The 19883-nt window shown below is 49.1% G+C and carries 20 protein-coding genes; 14 read left to right on the forward strand and 6 right to left on the reverse strand.

The window, feature by feature from the left end:
- Window positions 1–55: 55 nt before the first annotated feature.
- Window positions 56–412, reverse strand: coding sequence for an STAS/SEC14 domain-containing protein (locus ACTHUG_RS08235; RefSeq protein ID WP_063067994.1), 357 nt, complete (start codon window positions 410–412; stop codon window positions 56–58).
- Window positions 413–430: 18 nt separating this feature from the next.
- Window positions 431–1321, reverse strand: a complete 891-nt coding sequence (locus tag ACTHUG_RS08240; protein ID WP_188211391.1) for a DMT family transporter — start codon at window positions 1319–1321, stop codon at window positions 431–433.
- 174 nt (window positions 1322–1495) lie between these two features.
- Here ACTHUG_RS08240 and ACTHUG_RS08245 point away from each other — a divergent pair, with 174 nt between their 5' ends.
- Window positions 1496–1843: a hypothetical protein gene (locus ACTHUG_RS08245; protein WP_440385590.1), complete on the forward strand. Its 348-nt coding sequence runs from the start codon at window positions 1496–1498 to the stop codon at window positions 1841–1843.
- Window positions 1844–1916: 73 nt separating this feature from the next.
- Here the strand turns inward: ACTHUG_RS08245 and ACTHUG_RS08250 are convergent, their stop codons facing one another.
- Window positions 1917–2669 (reverse strand): CPBP family glutamic-type intramembrane protease, encoded by a 753-nt coding sequence (locus tag ACTHUG_RS08250; protein WP_063075969.1) that lies wholly within the window; start codon window positions 2667–2669, stop codon window positions 1917–1919.
- A gap of 204 nt (window positions 2670–2873) precedes the next feature.
- On the opposite strand from ACTHUG_RS08250, the gene ACTHUG_RS08255 reads away from it, so the two are divergent.
- Window positions 2874–3272, forward strand: a complete 399-nt coding sequence (locus ACTHUG_RS08255) for a DUF350 domain-containing protein (RefSeq protein ID WP_440385591.1) — start codon at window positions 2874–2876, stop codon at window positions 3270–3272.
- A gap of 197 nt (window positions 3273–3469) precedes the next feature.
- Here ACTHUG_RS08255 and ACTHUG_RS08260 read toward each other — a convergent pair whose 3' ends face one another.
- Window positions 3470–4312 (reverse strand): outer membrane beta-barrel protein, encoded by an 843-nt coding sequence (locus ACTHUG_RS08260; RefSeq protein ID WP_440385592.1) that lies wholly within the window; start codon window positions 4310–4312, stop codon window positions 3470–3472.
- A gap of 406 nt (window positions 4313–4718) precedes the next feature.
- On the opposite strand from ACTHUG_RS08260, the gene ACTHUG_RS08265 reads away from it, so the two are divergent.
- The 8 genes from ACTHUG_RS08265 (at window position 4719) to ACTHUG_RS08300 (ending at window position 12525) form a co-directional block, all read left to right on the forward strand.
- On the forward strand, window positions 4719–5732 hold the full coding sequence (locus tag ACTHUG_RS08265; RefSeq protein ID WP_311476270.1) for an SPFH domain-containing protein: 1014 nt from the start codon (window positions 4719–4721) through the stop codon (window positions 5730–5732).
- Between the two features lie 162 nt (window positions 5733–5894).
- Complete coding sequence (locus ACTHUG_RS08270) at window positions 5895–7415, forward strand: DUF4178 domain-containing protein (RefSeq protein ID WP_440385593.1); 1521 nt, start codon at window positions 5895–5897, stop codon at window positions 7413–7415.
- A 1-nt stretch (window position 7416) separates the two neighbouring features.
- On the forward strand, window positions 7417–7563 hold the full coding sequence (locus ACTHUG_RS08275; protein ID WP_162837292.1) for a hypothetical protein: 147 nt from the start codon (window positions 7417–7419) through the stop codon (window positions 7561–7563).
- Entirely contained in the window at window positions 7560–7943 is a 384-nt protein-coding gene (speD, locus tag ACTHUG_RS08280; protein ID WP_440385594.1) for an adenosylmethionine decarboxylase, read from the forward strand. The genes ACTHUG_RS08275 and speD overlap by 4 nt, the downstream gene beginning before the upstream one ends.
- A gap of 78 nt (window positions 7944–8021) precedes the next feature.
- Entirely contained in the window at window positions 8022–8549 is a 528-nt protein-coding gene (locus ACTHUG_RS08285; protein ID WP_440385595.1) for a hypothetical protein, read from the forward strand.
- Between the two features lie 170 nt (window positions 8550–8719).
- On the forward strand, window positions 8720–10411 hold the full coding sequence (locus ACTHUG_RS08290; RefSeq protein WP_440385596.1) for a DUF4178 domain-containing protein: 1692 nt from the start codon (window positions 8720–8722) through the stop codon (window positions 10409–10411).
- 67 nt (window positions 10412–10478) lie between these two features.
- Entirely contained in the window at window positions 10479–12089 is a 1611-nt protein-coding gene (locus ACTHUG_RS08295) for an NAD(P)-binding protein (protein WP_440385597.1), read from the forward strand.
- A 67-nt stretch (window positions 12090–12156) separates the two neighbouring features.
- The gene (locus ACTHUG_RS08300) at window positions 12157–12525 is read left to right on the forward strand and encodes a hypothetical protein (RefSeq protein WP_440385598.1); all 369 of its coding nucleotides are present in this window, start codon (window positions 12157–12159) and stop codon (window positions 12523–12525) included.
- 106 nt (window positions 12526–12631) lie between these two features.
- On the opposite strand, the gene ACTHUG_RS08305 is transcribed toward ACTHUG_RS08300, so the two are convergent.
- Both ACTHUG_RS08305 and edd read right to left on the reverse strand, forming a co-directional pair.
- Complete coding sequence (locus ACTHUG_RS08305; RefSeq protein WP_003745733.1) at window positions 12632–13270, reverse strand: bifunctional 4-hydroxy-2-oxoglutarate aldolase/2-dehydro-3-deoxy-phosphogluconate aldolase; 639 nt, start codon at window positions 13268–13270, stop codon at window positions 12632–12634.
- Between the two features lie 195 nt (window positions 13271–13465).
- Complete coding sequence (gene edd, locus ACTHUG_RS08310; protein ID WP_003745735.1) at window positions 13466–15301, reverse strand: phosphogluconate dehydratase; 1836 nt, start codon at window positions 15299–15301, stop codon at window positions 13466–13468.
- A gap of 481 nt (window positions 15302–15782) precedes the next feature.
- Between edd and zwf the strand changes: the two genes are divergently transcribed.
- The 4 genes from zwf (at window position 15783) to hexR (ending at window position 19872) form a co-directional block, all read left to right on the forward strand.
- Window positions 15783–17228: a glucose-6-phosphate dehydrogenase gene (gene zwf, locus ACTHUG_RS08315; RefSeq protein WP_440385599.1), complete on the forward strand. Its 1446-nt coding sequence runs from the start codon at window positions 15783–15785 to the stop codon at window positions 17226–17228.
- Between the two features lie 63 nt (window positions 17229–17291).
- On the forward strand, window positions 17292–17987 hold the full coding sequence (gene pgl, locus ACTHUG_RS08320) for a 6-phosphogluconolactonase (RefSeq protein WP_440385600.1): 696 nt from the start codon (window positions 17292–17294) through the stop codon (window positions 17985–17987).
- A complete protein-coding gene (locus ACTHUG_RS08325) occupies window positions 17968–18948 on the forward strand; it encodes a glucokinase (RefSeq protein WP_440385601.1) in 981 nt (326 codons plus the stop codon). The genes pgl and ACTHUG_RS08325 overlap by 20 nt, the downstream gene beginning before the upstream one ends.
- A gap of 75 nt (window positions 18949–19023) precedes the next feature.
- Complete coding sequence (hexR, locus tag ACTHUG_RS08330) at window positions 19024–19872, forward strand: DNA-binding transcriptional regulator HexR (RefSeq protein ID WP_003745745.1); 849 nt, start codon at window positions 19024–19026, stop codon at window positions 19870–19872.
- Window positions 19873–19883 lie beyond the last annotated feature (11 nt).

The following is a 19883-nucleotide window of genomic DNA, read 5'->3' on the forward strand; positions in this document are numbered from 1 at the left end:
TTGAGCCTGAGCGGTTTTGAATTTGCTCCGGTAATGCGCTTAGACGGCCTTATCTTTATTTCAAATTGCTTGCCAACAACCAAGCCTGTGCTTCGGCAGCGTCGCTGAAATATTTGGGATGTTGGTTGGTCAAGAGGCTGGAAAGGCGCGCGCCGAGTTTGATCCAAATGTCGTCGGTAATGACGGCAACGCGGCCGAAGTCGGTTTCGTGTTGGTTGAGGAATTTGATTTGCTCGACCGCCATATCGATGGTGAAGTCTTTCAACATGGACAAGTCCAACAGGATGTCGGGCAGATGGATTTTTTGTTTTGCGGCCAACAAGGCTTCTTCCAATTGGCGGAAATCGTCCAAAGTGAATTCGTTGTACAGCGCTACGTTTAAGCCGTAAGATTGTTCGCGGATGGAAATCATGGTGTTCTCCTTGTTAAATTATTGCTTCATCAGAAATTTTTTGATTGAGGCCGGAGTAAAGCTGCTGAACACGCCGCCTGCAACAATGATAACCATGCCGGCAGCTTCCTGCCAAGTGATTTTATCGCCGAAAAGCAGTACGCCGGACAGAGCGGAGAAAACGACGGTCAGGTAGGAAAGCGAGGCAACGGTAAATTTCTTGCCGACCTTGTAGGCGCGGGTCATGGCCAGTTGGGCAATCATGGCGGAGATGCCGATGCCGGCCAGATAGGGCAGGGAAGAGACGGTCAGCGGATGCCAGCCTGTGATGGTGCTCCAGACTGCGCCCATAATCAGGCCGGTAAGCGAGAGGTAAAACACCACGCGCCAGCCCGGTTCGCCCAAAAGCGAGAGTTCGCGCACCTGCAAATACGCCCAGCCCGACATGGCGCCGCCTGCCAAACTGACCAGCGCGGCAAACTCCTGTCCGCCTTGAAAAGATGGGTTGAGCAAGAGGATAACGCCGATAAAGCCCATAACCAAAATGGCTTGGGTATAAAGTGTAATTCGTTCTTTTAAAATGAAAAATGAAAAGATGGCCAGCCAGATGGAAGACGTGTAGTTGAGTGTGACGCCTGTTGCCAGCGGCAGGTGCATGACGGAATAAAACGTGCACATCATGGCAAGCGTGCCGATGACGCTGCGGTTGAGATGGGTTTTCCAATACGGCGTGGAAAACGTGTTGCCTTGCGCTTTGGCCATGATGCCTAAGAACAGGGTGGAGACCAGCATGCGCCAAAAGACCAGCTCGCCGCTGGAAAAGCCGAATTGCGTTGAGGCGGCTTTGATGGAGAGGTTCATGACGGTAAAGCCGAGCGCGGCAATAACCATCCAGGCCGAGCCGAGCGGATCTTTTCTGACGGTTTCCATTTGATGGTATGTAAAGCGGTTTTATTAATAAGAGAATATTATACAGGCCAATCAGGCCGTCTGAAAAATATCGTTGGATTTCAGACGGCCTGTAGATTAAGAAATGAGAATTATTATTGAACAATATAGTGGTTTTTTGTAGAATGAAAGCCCTGTTTTCAAGAAAGGCTTGTTATGAAAGTTGCCAATATTGCTGCCGTATTGCTGTCCGCTTTGTTTTCCGTTGCCGTTTCTGCCGCGCCTTTGGGAGAGGTTTCTTCTGAAAACGGTAAGATTTTCAGCGGTGCAAATTACATGGTCGTTAAGAAAGACATGAAAAAAGGGGAGCAGATTAAGCCGCACGATCATCCGGGTTTTAAAACGTTGATTTTTGCCGTTGGAAAAGGAAGCTTTGACGTAACCTTGAATCAGAAGGAAAAACATACGGTCGGCGCAGGCTCGGTGTTGCGGTTTGGCGGCGATGTCGTGATTGAGGCCGTTGCAACGGAAGATGCGGATGTGGCGATTACGTTGATTAAGTAAGCCGATAGATGATAAAAGGCCGTCTGAAAAATGATGTTTCAGACGGCCTTGTTTATTCAGCCAACTGTTGCCATTAAGCGCAAATCAAATAGATGAAACCGGAGCCGAAGATATCTGCCAAGGCATGAATCAGGAAAAACGGCAGCAGGTTTTTGACTTTGTATTTGTAGAAGAAGTAGTACATCAAGCCGAAAACGACGCCGATAACGGTTGCCCAAAGCATGCCTTGGTAAGTATGGAAGGAGATGCGCACCAAGGTCGAATAGGCCAATGCCTGCCATTTGTATTTGTCTTCCACGCAGGTCAAAAGGCCGAGAAAACAGAATTCCTCATAAAAGCCGTTTAAAAGGCCGTAGAGGATGGCCATCGGCGCAAGGGCGGCAAATTTGTCGAAGATGGATAATGGTTTGATGTATTGGAAGATTTCAGTGGTAAAGTAATTGTAGCCGCCGCTTAACGAAGTTACCGCATCGGCGGTTAGGCCCATCAGGATAAAAATCACAGGCGTCCAAAACAACACGCCTAAATTAAAACGAATCGGCAATTGTTTGAAGTCGAAACGGCGGATAATGAGGTAAATCAAAGCAATAGCAAGCAGTGTCAACTGCAGGCTCATGTTTTCCGAATAAGCCACGCCGGTTACCGCAGTATCGCGCGCCTCTTCGGCAACGGCGGCTGTTTCCACTTGCGGCATCAGGCTGGCGATATAAAGTTGGGTGGAGCGGTAGGCAAATTGACCGAACAGGATGGCGGTAACAATCAGCATGTCAAACCAGCGCAGATGGCGCAAAGGTTCTTTAGGGCGGATAGCGGCGAGTATGCTCATATTCTCCTCTTTGCTCTAATAAATGGCGGTGCGCAATAGTTACATAAATATACAAAAATCGTCAACAATTATCACAATAAAACATGAATTAAAAAACAGACTGTTTCAGACGGCCTGAAGTGCTTCCAAAATTCCGTATTTTCTAAAGGGTTTATCTTCAAAAGTATGGCATAATCACTTTATTGCAAACCAAGGAATCTTATCGTGAGTATTTCTCTGTCCCAATATATGCTCTACCTGCAATATATGTTGGTAGGTATCGCCATGACCGTTGTTTTTGCCGCCGTATATCTGCGGATTACACCCGTTGAAGAATTGCGCCTGATTAAAAACGGCAACCTTGCCTGCGCCTTATCATTTGGCGGCGCGTTGGTCGGTTTCTGTCTGACACTGGCTTCAAGTATTGCCCACAGCGTCAGCTTCATCGATTTTATCCTGTGGGCCCTTGCCGCAGCCGTGATTCAGATTTTTGTCTATTTCGCCGCCACCATGATGATTAAAGGCGCTACCGCAGAACTTATTGGCAACAATGTCGCCGTCGGTGCGTTATTTGGCGCAGTGTCCATTTCGATTGGCATTTTGAACGCTGCTTGTTTGACTTGATTTTGGGCTTGATCGCAAAAGATGTACTCATCTCAAATCTTGTCTGGAAAAAAACAGCGGTAGATTTTTTTTGACGGATGATGTCTTATGCCTGATGGTATTAGCGTAATGATGAGATTTGGGAGGTATCAAAAAATTCAGACGGCCTGTTATATACAAGGCCGTCTGAAACGTTTTAACTACTTAAACTCATCAAATTAGAAAGAGTATTGCAATCTTACGCCCGCTTCGTGGGTGTGGTTTTTAGGTTCTATAGATCCCAATCCATATGAGTCATACTCTTCCGTAACGGTAAGGTTCGATTCTTTAACTTTCCAGCCGCGATAGAATGGAGCGAGGCTGATTTTGGAGCCGTTAGCGAATTTTTTAGACATAGGCACTTCAACCTCGATACCTTGTCCGCCGCCTTGTTTCATTCGGGTTTCTACCTGGTCGGGTTCGTAAGAATATTGGCGGCCTTTCACGGCACGATTGTAGGCAATGCGGGGAGATATCTCAAAGTTTGCAGGAAGGGTGATATTTACTCCAGTATTGATTTGCGCATATGTAGTTCGGTTTTTGCGGTCATAATCATTAGGATCAATGCGGCTGCTTAAGTCTCTCAGAACGCGGTGTCCCAAGCCGGCTCCGGCAGTAATGCTAAGGCGATCGTTAATCGGGAGTGTGTATTCGTATAAAGCACGGATATCGTATGCGCGGCGTGGTGCATTTTTGAGTGTGGCTGAGCCATAACTTGCTGAATCATCGATATAATCCTCAGTTATATATTGTATGCTTCCCGTGTAATCTGTTTTACCGCGCGAATAACGGCCTTCTAATTTTGCCGCATGGCGATCGTTGAAACGGTATTTTACGCCGGCATTAATAGACCATAAGTTACCTTTTTGCTGCATTAAGCGAGTGCCATCTTGTTCATATTCGCGATAGGTCTCGTTGTAATATTCGCTGCCAACGGTAAATTCAACAGGGCGGGCAGCCTGTGTACCTACGGCAACAGAGAGTGCTAACACAGCAAAACAGAAATGAGCAGAATTTTTCATATAAATTCCTTTTACTTTATGAAAGCCAATGTGATAATTTGACAATACAGCATGATGAATTTCTAGGATTTAATAAATATTAACAGGTGTAGTGAACGCTTGGTATGGTGTTTAATGATTTTCTACCTGTATTTGTCTTTTTTATGATATAGCGCAGGTAAAAGCAGAAAAATCGTGTAAAACAGAGTCTGCATGAGATTTAATGATATGTTAATGTTTCTAGGTCGGCTAGTGGGCTTAACAGTAAAAATAGATACAGCTACCCACTCTATTCCCATGCATAAAGACATTTTGAATGTTAATATCGTATGACATTCTATTTATATAAAATAAGTGATATAACCGACCAGGCAAATTGACCTGGCTGCCCATAAGTTATCCCTTCTTCTTAAAATAAGGAACTGCGATGTTCAACTTTATCAAGAAACAGTTTATCGACGTCATCCAATGGCCGAATCCTGACGACAGCCTGCTGATGTGGCGTTTTCCGATTGCCGATGAGGAGATCCAAAACGGTGCGAGCCTGACTGTGCGTGAGGCGCAGATGGCGATGTTTGTCGATGAAGGCGTGACCGCCGACGTGTTCGGTCCGGGGCGTTACACGCTTAATACGCAAACGCTGCCGGTGCTGACCAATTTGAAAAACTGGGACAAGCTCTTTGAATCTCCGTTTAAATCGGATGTTTACTTTTTCAATACCAAACAACAGCTTGCACGAAAATGGGGTACGTCCCAACCTGTTACCGTGCGCGATGCCGAGTTTGGCGCGGTACAACTGCGTTCGTTCGGTATGTATTCTTACCGCATCAGCGATCCGGCAAAATTTTTCAAAGAAGTCAGCGGTGTGGCGGCGCAATACAGCGGTGTAGACTTGGAAAACCAACTGCGCAATATTGCAGTCACCCAGTTAGCGGCCGCATTTGGCAGCTCCGGTATTCCGTTTTTGGATATGGCTGCGAACCAAGTTTTGCTGTCGCAAAAAATCGGCGAATTGCTCGGTGCGGAATTTGCCAAGCTGGGTTTGGCGCTGGAAAACTTTACGGTTGAAAGCATTTCCTTGCCTGCTTCTATCCAGGCTGCGTTGGATAAGAAAATTTCGATGGGCGTTATCGGCGATTTGGGTCGCTACACCCAATATCAAACCGCCGAATCCATCCCGCTTGCGGCACAAAATGAAGGCGGACTTGCCGGAATCGGTGCAGGTTTGGGCGTGGGTGCCGGTATTGGTCAGGCGATGGCGGGTGCCATGTCTGGCATGATGCAGCCGAATGCGCAACAGGCTCAGCAAAATGTTCAGCCGGCTGCCGAAGATCCGCAGGCGAAATTGTTAAAACTCAAGTCTTTGCTCGATGGCGGTTTGATTTCGCAAGAAGATTTTGACAAAGCCAAGGCTGAAGTGTTGAAACAGCTGATTGGTTGATCAATTGAAGGCCGTCTGAAAAATATCATTCAAAAGAAGCATTGAGCTGCTTCTGTGGAAAAGGTTTCAGACGGCCTTTCAAATGATTTGATTAAGTCTGTCCGACTTCAAAAACGTTAAGGCCGTCTGAAACATCCCAACCCATTCTGAAAAAGCAAACCCATGTCTCAAACTCCTTTCTTCAAAACCGACTGCCCAAGCTGCGGCGCACCTGTCGAAGCGCATTCTGCTTCCGCCGTGACGCTGGTGTGCGGCTATTGCAACAGCATGCTGGTGCGGCAAGATAACGGCGTTGTCGACTCCGGCCGCGATTCCGCATTGCTGGAAGATTTTAGTCCGCTGCAAATCGGAACCAGCGGTACATTTGTCGCACAACGCTTTACCTTGGTCGGACGGCTTCAGGTGCAGTACGACGATGGCACGTGGAACGAATGGTATGCGCTGTTTGACGACGGCAGGGCCGGGTGGCTTTCTGAGGCGGGCGATTTGTATGTGATGACCATGCCGGTCGAAATCGATAATCCGCCGAGATTTGAAGACACGCGAGCCGGGTTTAGCGAGCTGATTTTTCAAGATAAACGCTATATTGCCTCCGATGTCCGCAACATTAGCTTGAAACATGCGGCCGCGCAGGGTGAGTTGCCGTTTGTTTTGAAAGAGGATACAGAAAATCGGGTTTCCGACTGGCGTTGCGAAAACCTTTTCATCACGCTCGATTACAGCAGCGAAACACCTGAAGCCTTCTTCGGACGGATGGTAAACCTGGATGATTTGAAGCTGGAAAACACCCGCAGCGAAGACGAAATCAAAGAAAGCGCAGGCCGTCTGAAAGGCAGTATTTCCTCAGAAAACTGTCCCAACTGCGGCTCGTCCGTCCACTGGGTCAACGGCCTCACCGCCCATCTCAACTGCCCAAGCTGCGGCAGCGAATTGGCAATCGGCAAAGACAAAGCCGAACTCATTACCGCCAACGCCATGCGAACGGCGCAGCAAAGCCTGTTTACCCTGCCCGTCGGCAGACAAGGCCGTCTGAAAAATCGCGAATTTTACGTTATGGGCGCAGTCAGATACGCCGAAACCGACGCACAGGAAACATTCGAAAACCTGTTCAGCGGCCTCAACCGTACGCTCACGCCCGAAGGGCAATGGACGGAGTATCTGCTTTACAACCCTACACAGGGTTTCTTATGGCTGGTTGAAGCTGATGAAGGTTGGAATATTTCCGAAACCTTGAACGATTGGCCGCGCCTCGACCGCAACCGCCAACCGCAAGGCTATGGCAAACTTTATGACTATGGCGGACAGGTCAAGGTTGCCAGCGGAGCGTTTTATTGGCGTGTCCGAAACGGTGATTTGAACTATTACAGCGATTACCGAGACGGACAAAGCCGTAAGATTGGCTCCGAACTAAACAGTCACGAAATGGCATGGACTAGAAGTGCCCCAATTGCTTATCGGGAAATTGCAGATGCGTTTAATCTGACCAGCCAAGCTCCGCATTACACTGCAAACATGGCGGCGGACGGCATTGATAAATCATTAAGAATGATAATGACCGCCATCTTGGTTGTCGTCAATCTCCCTGCGCTTTTGACCGGCGATAGCTCTGCCGCACTTACTGTCATCTTTGTAGGATGCTGGTTGTTGTGGAGTATGGGCAAAAAAGACGAGGACGAGGATTAATATGTCAAGAATCACTTACATCATTTTCAGTACCATCATCATCGTCATCTCCATGATCATCAGCTACGGCTCTTCCGACTCCGACGGCTCGCGTATGCACTCCGGCGGCTATTACGGCGGCAGCGGTTATTCCGGAGGCCATAAATGACCCATGCGCCCGGTAATCATGGCCTATTGGACTTATACGGTTGCGATGAAGCCATCTTAAAAGATGAAGGCCGTCTGAAAACCGCTTTGACAGCTGCTGCACAAGCCGCAGAAGCCACCATATTGACCGAACACTTCCACACCTTCGGCGGCGCAGGCGGCGTAACCGGCGTTTTACTGCTCGCCGAGTCTCATATCAGTATCCACACTTGGCCGGAACACCGCTTCGCCGCTATTGACGCATTTATCTGTGGTGGCATGAAATTGGAAAAAGTGAAGGAAATCTTGTGCAGGGAATTGGCGGCTGAAAGAGCTGTTTGGACGGTTGCACAACGTGGCGAAGGAATACTGGACGATATACAACCATTGGTTGAACAATAAAATCTGTCAGGCCGTCTGAAAAAATCGGCTAATAGTAAATTAGATAACAAATTTTGTATAAAAAGGCTTTTAAACAAAATGCTTAAAATAAAAAATTGGAAGAGAAACAGAAGTTTGCCATTGGTTATTTACTTGCTTGCAGGTTTGTTTTTGCTTGGAGTAGAAAGTGCCGAAGCAAAAAAATTAACATATGAACGTACAGAGTATTGCCGTAATCAAGTTTATGTCAGTAATAACCAAGGCACATCCCTACAAGTTCAGCCAGGCGATAAGGCATCTTCAATCGCTCAATTGCACTATATGCAATACCTTTGCGTTGTCGGTAATGACAGCAAAAATACCGAAGAAGGATACTCTTGGATAAAAGTAAAAAAAGTACCTTTGGCAATCAAAGAAAACCAAATCAGTTGCCATGATATGGGCCTACCTGACAACTGCACCAAACCTACCGATTTCCCGACTGAATGGAAAATCAAACCGCCCAAAGGCAAAAAATGTCGTCTTTCCACTCATGTTGATAATGAAGGTCAGTTTCTTATTGTCGCAAAAGGCGTTTGCCTGACTGGATGGGTAAAAGAGAGAGATGTACAATTTTTTGCCGATTAGTAAACTTGGCTTTAGTTAAAGAAAAAAACAAAGTTCATCATATGGCAGAACAATCAAGAAAAAAGATTTAACTTATTCTTTATTAAAAGACAGGCCGTCTGAAAGCATATTCAATCCGTTTTCAGACGGCCTTAAACCTTGTGCTGATTAAACTGAAATATTGACGTTATATGGAAAAAACGCCTTTTTTTAAAACCGATTGCCCAAGCTGTGGTGCGCCTGTGGAGGCATATTCCGCTACTGCCGTGACGCTGGTGTGTGGCCATTGCCACAGTATGCTGGTTGCTAGAAGCGGTAAGGGGAGGAGCGGATATTTTGTTGCCAATTCTGGGCGTGATTCTGCGTTGCTGGAGGATTTTAGTCCGTTGCAGATTGGAACGAGAGGCGTTTTTGATGATCGGAAATTTACGCTGATTGGGCGATTGCAGGTGCATTACGATGTCGGCGCATGGAATGAATGGTATGTCTTGTTTGATGACGGGCAGACCGGCTGGCTTTCCGAGGTTGGCGATTTATATGCGATGACATGTTTGCTTGCCCAGAAGAGGAGACGGGGGCCGAAAAATTTTAAGTCGGTGAAAGCCGGTTCCAGTTCGTTGATCTTTAATGGCCAAACCTTTATTGCGTCAGACGTCCGCACCATACATTACCGTAATACCGATGCGCAAGGCGAGTTGCCGTTCAACTTATCTGGGAATCAAGCGACAGGCGAGGTTTGCGACTGGCGGCGGGGCAATTTGTTTTTGACCTTGGATTATTCGACTTTTCCAATGGACTCCTACTTCGGACGCATAGTCAGTTTGGACAGTTTGAAGCTGGAAAATAAGCGTAGTGATGATGAAATCCGTGAAAGTGCAGGCCGTCTGAAAGGAGAGATTCTTTCTGAAAACTGTCCTCATTGCGGCGCTCCTGTCCATTGGCCAAGTGGTGTTACTTCTTTCCTTTTGTGTCAGTCTTGCGGCAGCAGTTTGAACACGACAAAAGATACTGTTGCGTTGATGAAGGCAAATGCCCAAAGGAAAGAACAAGAAAACCTGTTTACGCTTTCCATTGGTACGAAAGGCCGTCTGAACGATACAGAATATCTGATTATCGGGGCTGTAAGATTTGCCGAAATATCGTCCTATAACCAAAATCAGTCCGAATACTGGACGGAATATCTGCTTTATAACACGCAGCAAGGGTTTGCCTGGCTGATTGAGTCTGGAAAACGCTGGCGGCTGTCAGAAACCTTACACACATGGCCGGACTTTGATTCAAGCGGCAATCCTGCCGGTGAAATGTTGATTGATCATTACCGCGGGCGGGTCGAGGCAGCGGCTGGCGCTTTTTATTGGAAAGTCAAACAAGGCGATTTGCTTCATTACAAGGAATATAGCGGCAAGAAAAGTTATGGCCGGAATGTCATTCTGTGTTCCGAGCAGAGCAAGGATGAAATTGTCTGGAGTAAAAGCAGTCCTGTGTCTTACCGTCAAATGAGAAAGGCATTCGGCCTGTCTTTTGATACTAAGGAGATGCTCTCTTACTGGCTGAAGGGCGACAATAGAAATGTTGGGAGTAGAGATAATGTAGCCCGTATCATTGCTATGCTGATTCTTATCATCGTCAACCTTCCGGCCTGGCTGTCGCCGCACCTACGTAGCCCTGTCGGCATAGTGGTCAGTCTGTGTGCGTTGGTATGGATATGGATTTCTGACAGATATAAAAACGATCGTGATTACGAAGAGGAACGGGTAGGGACGATTATTTTCTTTGCTTTCATCATTTTCCTTACCGTCTTGTTCAACTATGTCAAAGCTGAAGACAGCGACTCATCGCATTCCGGAAGCTCCTATCATGGTTATTCGGCAGGACATAAATAACGTGAGATCTGTTTAACCTCATTGTACCGTTTCATTTTTATTTTTTCAGACGACCTTTTTATAAAACATGCTAACCCGCCGTCAATTTCTCAGTTACACCGCCGCGCTTGGCGCTGCCTCTGCTTTTTCTTGGCAAACTTACCAATACCTCAACCGTAAACCGCCGGTTTCTATTAACCGTGTCGGTTTGCCGTTGGGGCATTTGTTGCGCGACGGGAAATTGCTCAGCTCGCCGACTCGACGTTACGAATGCAATACGCTGATACTCGGCGGCGGCGCGGCGGGTTTGGGGGCGTTGTGGTATTTGGCGAAACACGGTCATCGTGATGTATTGCTGGCGGAAGGGTTCGAGCGCAACGGCAACAATGCCGCCTATACGTCTTCAGACGGCCTGAAAGCGCCGAGCGGTGCGCATTATTTGGCTTTGCCGTCGAAAGAAAGCGTGTATGTACGCGAGATGCTGGCGGATTTCGGTATTTTGCAGTCGGACGGCAGCTTTAGGGAAACCGATTTGGTCTATGCGCCCGAATCGCGCCTCTTGTATCAGGATAAATGGGTGGAACATTTATTGCCGAAAGAAGATGCGGATTCCAAACGGTTTTTTGATTTAATATGCCGTCTGAAACAGGCTTACGGCAATGATGGTAAGAAAATTTTTGCCATTCCGATTGCGCTGTCATCGACAGATGAAACATGGCGAAAACTCGATCATCTGACGTTTAAACAATGGCTTGAGCAAGAGGGCTACTCCTCACCCGAGCTTTTGTGGTATCTCGATTATTGTTGCCGCGACGATTACGGACAGGGCATAGCGCAAGTATCCGCCTTTGCCGGACTGCATTATTTTGCCGCCCGCAACAGCGTGGAAACCATCCTCACTTGGCCCGAAGGTTTGGCACATCTTTCTGAAAATCTGCGCCGTCATGCCGGTTTGCAGGAAGGCTGGCAATGGCCGTCTGAAAACCGCATCTATTTGGAGAAACCTGCTTCCGTCAACGCATCCGCCGTTAAAATCAAACCGCTTTCAGACGGCCGGATTGAAGTGTGGCTGCGTGATAATGCAAAAGGGGAAACCGTTGCCGTCACCGCGCAATACCTTATCTCCGCCATGCCGCTGATGGTTGCCGCCCGCATTATTGAATCTCCCGAACAATTTGGTCTGGACATTCCTGAATACGCGCCATGGCTGATTTCCAATTTTGAACTGCACAGTTTCCCTAAAGAAAAAAACAACAGCGAACTTGCGTGGGACAATGTGGTTTACGGCAGCCAAGGGCTGGGTTATGTTGTTGCGACCAACCAGTTTATTCGGGTTGCCCGTCCTGAACGCACGATTTTTACCGCCTACGCCGCGCTCAATCACGATACGCCACAATCCGTCCGCCGCCAGCTGCTTGAAGCAAGCGACGAAGAGCTGCTCCGGCTTGCCGCCCAAGATTTGCTTACCGCTTACGGCGAAGGCTTTTGGCGGCATGTTTCCCATGTTGACATTACCGTCCGCGGACATGGCATGAGCGTGCCGAAACCCGGCTATTTAAGCGAAGAGGCTTTATTAAAAATCAGAAATCGAAATGCCGGATTATTGTTTGCACACAGTGATTTAAGCAGCTATTCGGTATTTGAAGAGGCTTTGTATTGGGGTGTGGAAGCAGCACGGAAAGTGTTGGAACAGGGATAATTTGAATTAGGCGGATACTGGACTAAATATTTGTTTGTATTTAAATTTCAATTCTAAAAGGAAGTATATGAAATATTTGAGTTTTTCTTTGATTTTTGCATTAGGGTTAGGGAGCGCGGCATTTGCCTCTGCTGAAAAAATACTGCCTCTGAACGAAACAGGCTGCATTGACCAACCCTTACAGGTTAAACGTGGCCAAGTGTATGGTTTTAATAGCTCGGCAGATGCCGGTTTAGTGCTTTCATTCGCGCCTGTCAGTCCCGGTGTCGTTGTAAAAGACCCGAAAGGCAAACGGATTGCTTTGGAAGTAGGGGCTGATGGTGATACGCCTGAAAACCGCTTCAGCTTTGCCGAAATCGATCAGAAAGGACATTACACCATCCGCTTCCCGAGGGCAGGTAAGATTGAATCTTTGTGTGTCAATGCCGCCAGTTAGGATAAATATCAAGCTGAATAATGCTTGATTCAGTATGCTTGCAGTAAAGAAAAGGCCGTCTGAAATCATATTCAGACGGCCTTTTCTTTTTTAACCTATAACCTTATTAGGCTTTTGGTTTCAAAGCGGCAGCTTCGCGAGCCAGACGGGTGATGGTATCCCAGTCTTTGTTTTTGATGGCTTCTTTCGGAGTCAGCCATGAGCCGCCGACGCACAAGACATTAGGCAGCGCTAAGTACTCGGGGGCGGTTGCCAGGCTGATGCCGCCGGTCGGGCAGAAGCGCACGTCGGCGTAAGGGCCGTACAGGGCTTTGAGCATGGCTTTGCCGCCAACGACTTCGGCAGGGAAGAGTTTGAGGGTGTCGATGCCGTGTTCCAAAGCCAGTTGGACTTCGCCCGGAGTGGCAACGCCGGGAATCAGGGGAATGCCGCTGTTGTGGCTGGCTTTGGCGAGGGATTCATGCAAACCCGGGCTGATGGCAAAAACCGCACCTGCGTCTTCGACGGCTTTGAGCTGTTCGGGATTGGTTACCGTACCTGCGCCGACGATGGCATTGGGCACTTCTTTGGCAATCAGGCGGATGGCGTCGAGGCCGACGGGGGTACGCAGGGTGATTTCGAGGGTGGGGATGCCGCCTTCGACAAGGGCGTGGGACAAATCGACGGCGGTGCTTAAGTCGTCAATCGCCATCACAGGCACAACTGCGCCGGCGGTCAGGATTTCGCGTGGGGTCAGTTTGGACATTTCAGTTCTCCAAGTGGGATAGGGGCATTTTTGTTGAGGTCAAACAGGAAGAGGCTAAGTTTTCAGACGGCCTTTTTGAAAAATGGGAGACGTTGCTTATTCGTGGGCAAAGCCCACGCTGCGTCTGATCCGTTTAAACAGCTTCAATAATTTTTCAGACGACCTTCTGTTTTAAAAGGCCGTCTGAAACGGACATCAGGCAAATTCGCCGCCGAAGCTCATGGCACCGGTTTCTGCGCTGCTGGTCATGCTGCGGAAGTTGGCGAAGAGTTCGCGGCCGCAGCCTTGTTGGTTGGCGCTCAAGTCGATGTGTTCGACTTCGCGGGCGTTCCATTCGGCTTCGTCAATCAGGACGTTGAGTTCGCCGGTAACGGAGTCGAAGCGGATCAGGTCGCCGGTACGGATTTTGGCGATATTGCCGCCCATCAGGGCTTCGGGCGTCATGTGGATGGACGCAGGCACTTTGCCGGATGCGCCGGACATGCGGCCGTCGGTCAGCAGCGCCACTTTGAAGCCGCGGTCTTGCAGAATGCCCAAAGGCGGGGTCAGTTTGTGCAATTCGGGCATACCGTTGGCGCGCGGGCCTTGATAGCGAACGACGCAGACGAAATCGCGTTCCAATTCGCCGCGTTCAAACGCAGCCAATACTTCGCGTTGGTCGTTGAACACGATGGCGGGCGCTTCGATGATGCGGCAGCCTTCGCGCACGGCGGACACTTTAATCACGCCGCGACCGATGTTGCCTTTCATCAGGCGCAGGCCGCCGTCCGGGGAGAACGGGTTGTCGGCTTTGCGCAGGATGTCGTCGTTGCCGCTGGTTTCGGGGGCTTCGCGCCATTCGAGTTTGCCGTCGATGAGGAAAGGCTCTTTGGTGTAGTGGCGCATACCGTGTCCGACGACGGTATCGACATCGTCGTGCAACAGGCCTGCGTCCAGCAATTCGCGGATAACGAAAGGCAGGCCGCCTGCTGCGGTAAAGTGGTTCACGTCGGCTTTGCCGTTGGGGTACACGCGGATGAGCAGCGGGATGATGGAGGAAATTTCGTCGAAGTCGTCCCAGTTCAAAATCACGCCTGCGGCGCGCGCCATGGCGACGAGGTGCATGGTGTGGTTGGTCGAGCCGCCGGTTGCCATTAGGCCGATCAGGGCGTTGATGAACGATTTTTCGGTCAACATTTCGCCCAAGGGTTTGATGGTGCCGTTTTTAATGCCGCGCGCGAGGTGTCCGGCAGCGTAGCGGGTCAGGGCTTCTCGCAGGTCGGTGTAAGGATGGACGAAGGCGGCGGCGGGCAGGTGTACGCCCATCATTTCCATCATCATTTGGTTGGAGTTGGCGGTGCCGTAGAAGGTACAAGTACCCGGGCTGTGGTAAGAACCCATTTCGCTTTCAAGCAGGGCATCACGGCCGACTTTGCCTTCGGCAAAAAGCTGGCGGGTACGGGCTTTTTCTTTATTGCCGATACCGCTGGACATCGGGCCTGCCGGAACGAAGATGCCTGGGATATGGCCAAACGACAACGCACCAATCATCAAACCCGGTACGATTTTGTCGCATACACCCATAAACAGGCCGCCGTCAAACATTTGGTGCGACAGACCGATGGCGGTACTCATGGCAATCACGTCACGGGAAAACAGCGACAATTCCATGCCGGCGTAGCCTTGCGTGATGCCGTCGCACATGGCGGGCGTGCCGCCGGCGACTTGGGCGGTTGCACCGTTTTTCTGCGCTTCGTCTTTAATTTGGTCGGGGAAGTCTTTAAACGGCTGGTGTGCGGAAACCATGTCGTTGTAGGCGGTGATGATGCCTAAGTTGGGAACGGTTTCCTGAAGCATTTCGATTTTGATGCTTTTAGGCATGGAAGCGTAGCCGTGTGCCAAGTTGCTGCAGCCGAGCTGGTTGCGCTCTAAGCGTCCCATCTGTTTGGCGCTGCGGATTTTCGCCAGATATTTTTCACGCGTCGGGCGGCTGCGCTCGATGATGCGCTCGGTAATTTCGGCGAGTTTCGGGTGAATAGGAGTGGGGTTCATGTGCGGTCTCCTGGCTAAACGATATGATAGGGATTTTGTTTGCGCGTTTCTGATTTTTGTATTGGGTATGTTTCAGACGGCCTTGAGCTGTGGGAATAAATAATAAGGGCCGTCTGAATATTTGAAGATTTCTCTTCGAAGCGTCCGCATATTATAGTACAAAATCTGTAATTTTGTTACAAAATAATTTGCTAAATGTAAGAAATTTGATTTAAATCGAGGTATGGTCAATTCGTAAAACGATGGGCTGTAAAAGTCATCAAACTTTTATGTTAAATCAAACAATTTGTAAAAATGAGAATAGACAAAATGTGTAGCCATGTGTAGTATTACTACTCATTAGCCCGCTTGTTTGAAATTTTGGTGCAGGCGATTGGTTTTTTACTGCTTATTGCTTAAAGGCTTTTGATTCTAATCGATTTTTATAGATGACGACAGTCCAAAAGTTTTGAAGCAAGCTTCCTCAACGAGAGATGAAACAATGAGTACACAGACAAATTTTGATTTGGTGTTGTTTGGCGCGACCGGCGATTTGGCAATGCGTAAACTTTTGCCTTGCCTGTATCAGGCGCATGTAGCCGGTTTGCTTCATCCCGAAGGTCGTATTTTAGGCGTAAGCCGCAGCGAATTGGATACCGCCGGCTTTTTGGCCAAAGTGGAAACGAATTCTAAAATCCATGTCAAACAAAACTTCTCAGAAGAAGCGTGGGCATCGTTTATCCAACGTCTCGAGTATTTAAAAGTCGATGTGACAAAGAAAGATGACTTCATTGCTTTGGGCGACTTGGTAAAAGCGCGCAAGAATACTGAGAATGTCGTGATCTACCTCTCAACTGCGCCGAAGTTCTTTGCACAAGCCTGTGAAAACCTTGCCGAAATCGGTTTGAATGCCGATAACGTGCGCGTGGTTTTGGAAAAACCGTTGGGTACAGACTTGGCTTCTTCCCAACAAATCAATACAGATGTGGCCCGTTATTTCAAAGAAGAACAAATCTACCGTATCGACCATTATTTGGGTAAAGAAAGCCTGCAAAACCTGCTGGCCCTGCGTTTTGCCAATGTGATGTTCGAGCCTTTGTGGAACAACAAATACATTGAAAGCGTACAGCTGACCATTGCCGAGCAGTTGGGCGTGGAAGAGCGCGGCGAGTTCTACGACATTACCGGCGCATTGCGCGATATGGTGCAAAATCACTTGATGCAAATGCTTTGTATGACCGCCATGGAAGCGCCCGCCAGCTTGGATGCCGATGCCGTGCGCGATGAAAAAGTGAAAGTCATCAAGGCTTTGAAACCGCTGACCATCGAATCCGTCAATGAAAATGTTATTCGCGGCCAATATGTTGCGTCAAACGGCATGAACGGCTATCTGGAAGAAGTCGATGTACCGAAAGACAGTTTCACTGAAACCTATGTCGCCATTAAAGCCGAAATCGAAAACGAACGTTGGAAAGGCGTACCTTTCTACCTGCGTACCGGCAAACGTATGGCAGGCAAAGTGGCGGAAATCGTGTTGAACTTCCGTCCGTTGCAAAACCATATTTTTGAAAACAGCCAAGCCGCGCCGAATCGTTTGGTTATTGAGCTACAACCGACCGAATCTGTCCGCCTTTACACGCAAGTGAAAACCCCGGGTGCAGGCAATAAAGTGGAAGTAACGTCTTTGGGTGTGGATTTGGGCAAAGCCGTAGAAGGCCGTCGCGCCGAGGCTTATGAGCGTCTGCTGCTGGATGTGATTAACGGCAAACTCGCTTTGTTCAACCGCCGCGACGAACTCGAAGCCGCTTGGGAATATGTAATGCCGATTTTGGAAAACTGGGCGAACAATACAACGCCTCCGCATGCTTATGAAGCCCATTCTTGGGGCCCAGAAGCTGCGCGCGCGCTGTTGGCGCGCGACGGCAACAAGTGGCACGAAGAGCAATAATATTTCTTTCAGACGGCCTTGTTTTCCAACAAAAGGCCGTCTGAAACCATGAAAGGACGAAACATGTTTGTTTGGCACGAACAAGAAAACGCTGCAACTGCCGCGCAAGCTTTGGCCGATGCCGTTGCCGCCGCATTGCAAACCGCGTTGAATGAGAAAGACCATGCGGTTTTGGCCGTTTCCGGCGGTCGTTCGCCGATTGCGTTTTTCGAGGCTTTGTCGCAAAAAGATTTAAATTGGCAAAACATCGGCATTACTTTGGTGGACGAGCGTATTGTCCCGACCACGCATGCCGACAGCAATACGGGCCTGGTGCGCGAATATCTGCTCAAAAATAACGCGGCCGTTGCTACATGGATTCCGGTTGTTGAAGACGGAAAATCTGAAACTGAATTACAACCTGAAGTTGTCGTTGCTTACGCATTGAAACATTACAAACAACCTGACGTGCTGGTGTTGGGCATGGGTTCAGACGGACATACGGCGTCGTTGTTCCCTCAAGCGCCTCAATTACAGGCCGCAATCAATGAAGCCGATGACCCGACATTGATTCATACCACGCCGGTTACCGCGCCGCATGAGCGCGTGAGCATGACTTTGGGTGTGATTGCCAAAACGCCGAATGTGTTTTTGGCCATTCAAGGCGCAGAGAAAAAAGCAGTATTTGATAAAGCTGCCGCAAGGGCCGATACCGAATATCCGACCAGCCTGATTCTCAATCATCAAGGAATTAACTGCCATGTCTACTATGCACACTGAAGCTTATCCTCGTTTGGTCGCCGATATTGGCGGTACGAATGCCCGTTTTGCACTTGAAACTGCACCACAGGTCATTGAAAAGGCTGAAGTCTTGCCTTGCAAGGATTACGACACCATCGTCGATGCCGCCAAAACTTATTTGGAACGTGCCGGCAGTCCGAAAGTTTTGCACGCTGCCTTTGCGATTGCCAATCCAATTTTGGGCGACTGGGTGCAAATGACCAACCACCATTGGGCGTTTTCCATCGAGACCACCCGTCAGGCTTTGGGTTTGGAAACCTTGATTCTGTTGAACGACTTTACCGCCCAAGCTTTGGCTGTGACCAAAACCGAAAAGAAAGACCTGGTACAAATCGGCGGGCAAAAACCCATCGAATTTGCGCCTAAAGCCGTCATCGGCCCGGGTACAGGTTTGGGTGTCAGCGGTTTGGTGCACAGCGCCGCAGGCTGGGTGGCTTTGTCAGGCGAGGGCGGCCATACCAGCTTTCCGCCGTTTGACGATATGGAAGTGTTGATTTGGCAATACGCTAAAAACAAATACGGCCATGTTTCTGCCGAGCGTTTCTTGAGCGGCGCGGGTTTGAGCCTGATTTACGAGGCATTGGCCAAGCGCGACAACATCAAACAATACCGTCTGAAGCCGTCTGAAATTACCGATAAGGCATTGAGCGGAACATCGCCGATTTGCCGTCAGACTTTGGATATTTTCTGCGCCATGTTGGGCACGGTCGCTTCCAATTTGGCTTTGTCATTGGGTGCGCGCGGCGGCGTGTATTTGTGCGGCGGCATTATCCCGCGCGTGTTGGATTACTTTAAAACGTCCCCGTTCCGCAGCCGCTTTGAAAATAAAGGCCGCTTTGAGGCTTACCTTGCCGCTATTCCCGTGTATGTCGTATTGAGCGAGTTTCCGGGCATCGTCGGCGCAGCGGCGGCATTAGACAATCATTTAAATAACGTTTAAACACACAAACGGCGGTGCAGGGCAGGGGTGGAGAAACCCTTGTCCTGAACGTCAAAAAATCAAAGGGTAGAGTATATGTTAAGCAAAATCAGCGAATCATTGTCCAACCTCTCCGGCGCAGAACGCAAAGTTGCCGAATCTGCGCTGGCCGAGCCGAAATGGTTCGTTCATGCCGCTGTGGCGGAAATCGCCGAGCGTGCGTCCGTCAGTCAGCCGACAGTAATCCGTTTCTGCCGCAGTCTGGGTTACAAAGGCTTGCCTGAGTTCAAACTTGCTTTGTCTGCCAGCATCGGCCACGAAGGCATGCCTTACGTTCATGAAGAATTAAACGCCGATGACAACATGGGCAGCGTGGTCGAAAAAGTATTGGGCAATGCCGCGGCCTCCCTCTTGGGCGAGCGCCGCTTCCTGAAAGAATCCGAGCTGGAAAACGCGATTGCCATTCTGATGCACGCGCGACGCGTTGAGTTTTATGGTGTCGGCAACTCCGGCATCGTAGCCCAAGACGCGCAACACAAATTTTTCCGCTTCGGTATGTCCACCGTTGCCTATGTCGATACGCATACCCAGCTGATGGCGGCTTCCGTATTGACCGAGCAGGATGTATTGGTGGCGATTTCCAATACCGGCTCATCTATCGAATTGTTGGATGCGGCCAGTATCGCCAAAGAAAACGGCGCATCCGTTATTGCGCTGACCCGCAATGATTCGCCGTTGGCCCAAATGGCCGACTGTGTATTGAGCATCGCCACTCAGGAAAATGCCGAGCTTTATACGCCTATGGTGTCCCGCCTTCTGCAATTGGCCGTTATCGACATTCTTGCCATCGGCTTGGCCTTACGCTTGGGCGATACCGCCAGCACGCAACTGCAAAAAAGTAAAAAAAGCATACACAACAAACACATCGAATACGATAAAGATTGATTCTTCACTGA

It is taken from the genome of Neisseria sp. P0022.S009, from assembly GCF_051956675.1.
In the GTDB taxonomy this organism is placed as follows: domain Bacteria; phylum Pseudomonadota; class Gammaproteobacteria; order Burkholderiales; family Neisseriaceae; genus Neisseria.